Genomic DNA, 4766 nt, shown 5'->3' with positions numbered 1-4766 from the left:
AGGCCTTTCTCCAGTTGTAGAGGCTGGCCACGTGAATGCCCAGCTCTGCTGAAATCTGGGAAACGCTCTGGCGGTTCGGCGGAGTCATACGCCTCCTCACATCAGCCTTAAAGGCCTCGCTGTAACGACGCATTGCCCTGCTCCATCAAGCCCCCTGGTGAAAAAAGTGGTCGGGTTGGAGAGGCGTCAACTTTCCTGGCAGAGGGGGGTGTGGATTGCCACCGATCCCGATCACACCGCCCGCGCCGTAGTCCTTGCCCGCATTGCCCTTGGCAGCCAGGGCATTCGCGTTGGCCCGGCCGATTTACCTGCCCCCAGCCCTAGCGAGCACCGCAAGCTTCTCCTGCATGCCCTGCGCCTCACCCTTTGGCGTGCCACTGGGAGCACCGGTGCCTGGCTGGTTCCCAAGGTTGTTGCCCGCAAGCGGGCCGATTGTGGGGTTTAGGGGGTAGAGACCTTGTGAAATCGGCTCAGGTGTTGTTCCGGCTGCAGGTCGTGAGGCCGCTGCTGGTTTGAGTGTTCACGGCTGCAGGTGGCCCAGGTTTTTGTTCCGGCAGGATTCGCTGGTGGCTGCGAGGGCGCCCCTGTTGAGCAGTACAGGTGTATTATAAAATGAGCGGCGAGGGCTCGGCGTGGGTAGGGTTTTTCTGTTCGACATCCAGGGTTGGATCACACTGCTCCTGGGCGGCCTGCTGGCGCTGATCACTCTTTTCTCGTCTTACAGCCATGTCCACATCCCCTTCATCAGCGCCGTCGCCCTCAACCAGCAAGGGCTGTTTCGATAAATCCGCCTACTACTCCTCGCTGCCCTGGTTCCGCAGCTGCTTGGCGATGCTCAATTGGCGACCCGTTGTCGACTACGAGCTGAGAGAGATCGAGTTCGATCGGAGAGAGATCGAATTCGAGAAGCGGAAGATCGCGCACGAGCAGCGGATGAAGCAGCTGAGGAGCGAGAACGAGCGGCTCGCCGAGCTCAATGTCAAGCTGAGTGCAATCTTGTTCAGCTCCGACACCAGCTCGACCCCTCCGAACGCAATGCCAGGCGAGTCCGAGATGTGATTTCGCTGCTGGAGGAATACGGCGGGTTTGCTTGATGGACCATCGCCGGCGAGGTCGGAATGGTGATCACCCAACCCGCTGACCTCTGGGATGTGGCTGGCCTGGCCCTGGTAGTGATCTGGTGGTGGTGCTGGATGGTGGCCGAGGTCGCTTCGCCGCCTGCTAATTCGCTGCCCTAGAGGTACGCCGCCACCCCAGCCCACCCCCGAACTGCTGCAGGGCTTCGACACCGCCACCCAGATCACCGCCCTCGCCCACTGGTTGCGCCACCAGCCCTCGCCGCGCAGGGCCCGGGTGTGGATTGCCCCCTATCCCGATCACACCGCCCCGCGCCGTAGTCCTTGCCCGCATTGCCCTCGGCGGCCAGGGCATTCGCATTGGCCCGGCTGATTGGCCTATCCCCAGCCCTAGCGAGCACCGCAAGCTTCTCCTGCATGCCCCGCGCCTCACCCTCTGGCGCGCTACTGGGAGCACCGGCGCTTGGCTGGCTTCCCAGGTTGATGCCCGCAAACGGGCGGATTGTGGGGTTTAGGGGCAGCTGCCAACGCGGCTTTCTGGCCGCGGGTGTGGTGTCTGTGGCGCTTCAAGCCAGCGTGGCCCAGGTCTTGGCTGCGGCGGGGTGGCTCGAGAGCAAGGGCCAGGACCCTTGACGATCTGGTGTTACTCAGTCACACTAGGTTGTGCTTGTGGGTGCTGCTCTCGTGGTCGTCAAGAGTTCCGTGTCTCTCCGCGAGGATCAGCATGCTTTTGCCAAGGCCTTGGTGGGCGCTGGTCGCTTCCCGTCGGTGAGTGCTGTGCTGCAGCAGGGCCTTGAGCTGCTGCAGCAGCAGGAGGCTGATGCCCAAGCCGATCGAGCGGCTTTGCAGGTCTTGCTTCAGCAGCGCGCGAATGGGGCCTTCATCTCTGCCGATCAACTGCGGGCCAAGTTGGCGGCGCAGCCCCGATGAGCGAGGCTCCATGGACGGTTGTCTTCGCCGCAGAGTCCATCAACGATCTGTTGCTGATCACTGAGCACCTCACTCAGGCCTACTGTGGTTTTGGGGAATCACCGGCCGAGGCTAATCGACACGCACAAGCGCGCATCGAGGCCATTATTGCTGCCGCTGAACGGTTAGCCACCGCTCCTTGGCGCGGAGAATCGCACGATGATCTGATGCCTGGCCTTCGACATCTGGCTCTCGATCGCGCGGTCTATTGGTTTCGGCCACGCGCTCTGCAGCGGGACATCCAGGTGCTTGCTGTGCTCTTCGGTGGCCAAGATCACCAGCGCCGCATGTTGGTTCGCCTGCTGCAAAAGAGTTCCGAGGTCTGAGCCTGTCTTGTTCACCAGCGTGATTTGATTTTTTCTGTTCATTGTCCCTCGGCTCCAGTCAGTCCGTGGGCCGCTTCGGTGATGTGGCGGCTGAGCGGTTGCCTGTGGGCGGAGAGCTGGGGGAGACCAGCTTGATGTTTTTGCTGCATCCCACCATCACCCCTAGCAAATGTCCGGCTACGCCGAGGCTGTGTGGTCGATGGTGTTGCGGGCTTGCTGCTGACTGCACTCGGCCTAATGCGGCTCCAGCTCCTGGCTGCTGTCACGGTGTTGTTCACGGCCGCCGCAGCGTCTGCTAATCCGCTGCCCCCGCACCACTCCGCCGCCACAGCCCCTGCCCGAACTGCTCCAGGGCTACGACACCACCACCCAGATCACCGCCCTGGCCGCCTGGCTTCGCGTCCAGCCCGTCCCCTCGCCCCGCCGCGTCTGGATCGCCACCGATCCCGATCACACCGCCCGCGCCGTAGTCCTCGCCCGCATTGCCCTCGGCAGCCAGGGCATTCGCGTTGGTCCGGCCGATTTGCCTACCCCCAGCCCTAGCGAGCACCGCAAGCTGCTTCGGGATGCTCTGCGCCTCACCCTTTGGCGCGCCACTGGCAGCACCGGCGCTTGGCTGGCTCCCGAGATCGTTGCCCGTAAGCGGGCGGATTGTGGGGTTTAGGGGTAGCACCAGGCTGGCCTTTGCGTGATTTTACGAATGCTTTGATAGTTTGCTTGTACTATCCTGTGTTCAGGTTTCTGCTGGCTAAAGTGGTTTTAGGACTTGAACGTCAAGGCTGGATTACGGTTTTCGCTGCCCTGCTCCTCGCCGCCAGCTATCGGGAACAAATGTCTTCCTAAATTGAATTGACCCTCCGGGACCTCCGCCGTGGCTGAATGGCTCGTCAACTTTCATTTGGAGCAGCTTCCTGAGGGCGGCTTTCTGGCAACCTGTGAAAGCATTCCCGGTCTGATCGCCCAGGGGCGCACCGTGGCGGAGACCCTCGAGATTGCCCGTGATGTGGCCAAAAAGCTTCGCGAAGCGCGGCTTGATCGGGGTGAACTTGAAGCTTCTGCTCCCCTCTCGCAGTCCTTTGAGCTTCCCGTTGTTCTGAGCGCGTAGTGGGTCGTCTGTCTGGTTATCGGTATCGGGATGTCACCAAGCGTTTGAAACTCTTCGGCTTTGCGTTTGACCGCCAAGCAGCTGGTTCCCACGAGATCTGGTACCAACATTCCGGCAATCGCTACACCACGATCCCGAACCACCCCGGTGACATGCCAGAGGGAACCCTTCGCGCCATCCTGCGCCAAGCAGGCATCAGTGTTGAGACGTTTCTAGCGAACTGAGCTGCCCTTCCTCAACCAGTTCCTGCTCGGCAGCGTTGCTGACCATTGCCACGGGCCGGAAGGGCCTCGCCCCCGCCGACCCGCTACTTGAAGCCCGCTTTTTTGGTGAAACTGCCCTGATGTTTTTAGCTTCCCACCATCACCCAGATCACCGCCCTCGCCCACTGGTTGCGCCACCAGCGCTCGCCCCGCATCGCCCTCGGCAGCCAGGGCATTCGCGTTGGCCCGACCGATTTGCTGCACCCAGCCCTAGCGAGCACCGCAAGCTTCTTCGCGATGCTTTGCGCCTCACTCTTTGGAGGGCCACTGGGAGCACCGGCGCCTGGCTGGCTCCCGAGGTTGCTGCCCGTAAACGGGCGGATTGTGGGGTTTAGGGGTGCAGGCCGGCGGCGGGACCCGTGATTCCACGGATGCTTTACTAGTTTGCTTGTACTATCCTGTGTTCAGGGTTTGGGCTGGCTACGGTGGTTTTGGGAATTGACCTACAGGGCGCGATCACGCTCATTGCCGGCCTTCTGCTCGCCTTGATCACACTTTTTACGGGTTATGACCATGTCGACTTCTTTTGGGGCCCAACCCTCCAGCTCAATAAGCAAATCGGAGTTTCTGTCCTCGCTGCCTCGCTGGCGACGCTGGTTGTCGAGGCTCAATTGGCATCCCGTCGTCGAATACGAGATTCGCGAGATCGAATTCGAGCGCAGGAAGATCGAGCACGAGAACAGGAAGATCGAGTGCAAGAACAGAAAGATCGAGCACGAGAACAGGAAGATCGAGCACAAGAAGCGGATGAAACAGCTCGAGAGCGAGATCGCGCGGCTCGAGCAAGCCAACTCCAGGCTCGAGCGCTTCGAGCGGGAGCACTTGTCTGGCTCGACCCCACCCCCCTCCACAGGAGATTCCTGCAGCTGATTGCTACCGAGCTCGCTGATCTCGCTGGCGGTTCGCCCTCGTGATCCGGTGACTGCCAGGAAAGATGACGCCCTTGCTGCTGATCAGGCAGCCACGACAAACGTAGCGGGTTGGTGTTGGATTTCCGGTGTTGGCGGATTGATCCAGACCACTTCTG

The 4766-nt window shown here is 61.3% G+C and carries 8 protein-coding genes; 7 read left to right on the top strand and 1 reads right to left on the bottom strand.

Translation table 11 applies throughout. The features are described from left to right. Positions 1-133: transposase (locus CJZ78_RS13245; RefSeq protein ID WP_143592842.1), on the bottom strand; the 133-nt coding region annotated here is incomplete at its 3' end. Positions 134-208: 75 nt separating this feature from the next. On the opposite strand from CJZ78_RS13245, the gene CJZ78_RS13240 reads away from it, so the two are divergent. From CJZ78_RS13240 to CJZ78_RS13205, 7 genes are all read left to right on the top strand, one after another. Next, entirely contained in the window at positions 209-445 is a 237-nt protein-coding gene (locus CJZ78_RS13240; protein ID WP_094561765.1) for a hypothetical protein, read from the top strand. Positions 446-726: 281 nt separating this feature from the next. Next, entirely contained in the window at positions 727-1059 is a 333-nt protein-coding gene (locus tag CJZ78_RS13235) for a hypothetical protein (protein WP_143592963.1), read from the top strand. Positions 1060-1778: 719 nt separating this feature from the next. Continuing rightward, positions 1779-2006 carry a type II toxin-antitoxin system ParD family antitoxin gene (locus CJZ78_RS13230; protein ID WP_233128804.1) on the top strand — a complete coding sequence of 76 codons (228 nt, stop codon included), beginning with the start codon at positions 1779-1781 and terminating at the stop codon, positions 2004-2006. After that, the gene (locus CJZ78_RS13225; protein ID WP_094561763.1) at positions 2003-2371 is read left to right on the top strand and encodes a plasmid stabilization protein; all 369 of its coding nucleotides are present in this window, start codon (positions 2003-2005) and stop codon (positions 2369-2371) included. Before CJZ78_RS13230 ends, CJZ78_RS13225 begins: the two co-directional genes overlap by 4 nt. An 871-nt stretch (positions 2372-3242) precedes the next feature. Continuing rightward, complete coding sequence (locus CJZ78_RS13215) at positions 3243-3476, top strand: type II toxin-antitoxin system HicB family antitoxin (protein WP_094561761.1); 234 nt, start codon at positions 3243-3245, stop codon at positions 3474-3476. Continuing rightward, a complete protein-coding gene (locus CJZ78_RS13210; protein WP_094561760.1) occupies positions 3476-3700 on the top strand; it encodes a type II toxin-antitoxin system HicA family toxin in 225 nt (74 codons plus the stop codon). The genes CJZ78_RS13215 and CJZ78_RS13210 overlap by 1 nt, the downstream gene beginning before the upstream one ends. A 552-nt stretch (positions 3701-4252) precedes the next feature. Beyond that, positions 4253-4609: a hypothetical protein gene (locus tag CJZ78_RS13205; protein ID WP_143592961.1), complete on the top strand. Its 357-nt coding sequence runs from the start codon at positions 4253-4255 to the stop codon at positions 4607-4609. Positions 4610-4766: the final 157 nt, after the last annotated feature.

The organism is Synechococcus sp. 8F6 (assembly GCF_002252665.1).
In the GTDB taxonomy this organism is placed as follows: Bacteria; Cyanobacteriota; Cyanobacteriia; order PCC-6307; family Cyanobiaceae; genus Cyanobium_A.
Note: the sequence above shows the minus strand (reverse complement) of the source record. Positions and strands in the feature narration are given on the sequence as shown.